The organism is Saccharothrix sp. ST-888 (genome assembly GCF_000955975.1).
In the GTDB taxonomy this organism is placed as follows: domain Bacteria; phylum Actinomycetota; class Actinomycetes; order Streptomycetales; family Streptomycetaceae; genus Kitasatospora.
Genome location: NZ_JYJF01000629.1, coordinates 1 through 346, shown reverse-complemented (window position 1 = coordinate 346; position 346 = coordinate 1). Strand labels below are relative to the sequence as shown.

General features: G+C 75.7%; 1 protein-coding gene. It reads right to left on the bottom strand.

Annotation, left to right across the window (positions count from 1 at the left end):
- Positions 1–346 (bottom strand): beta-ketoacyl synthase N-terminal-like domain-containing protein (locus UK12_RS34030; protein ID WP_045307088.1); only part of this gene is annotated, 346 nt, incomplete at both ends.

Sequence of the window (346 nt, the reverse complement as noted above, 5' to 3'; positions counted from 1 at the left end):
CCTCGACCACGTCGACCTGGTCCGCCGACAGCCGGGCGTCGGCCAGCGCCTGGCGGATCACCCGCTGCTGGGACGGACCGTTGGGGGCGGTGAGGCCGTGGGACGCACCGTCCTGGTTCACCGCCGAGCCACGGACCACGGCCAGCACGGGGTGGCCGGTGCGCCGGGCGTCCGAGAGCCGCTCGACCAGCAGCATCGCCACGCCCTCGGACCAGCCGGTGCCGTCCGCCGCACCTGCGAAGGACTGGCAGCGGCCGTCGGCCGCGAGCCCGCGCTGGCGGCTGAACTCGACGAAGACGTCCGGGGTCGCCATCACGGTCACGCCGCCGACCAGGGCCTGCGTGCA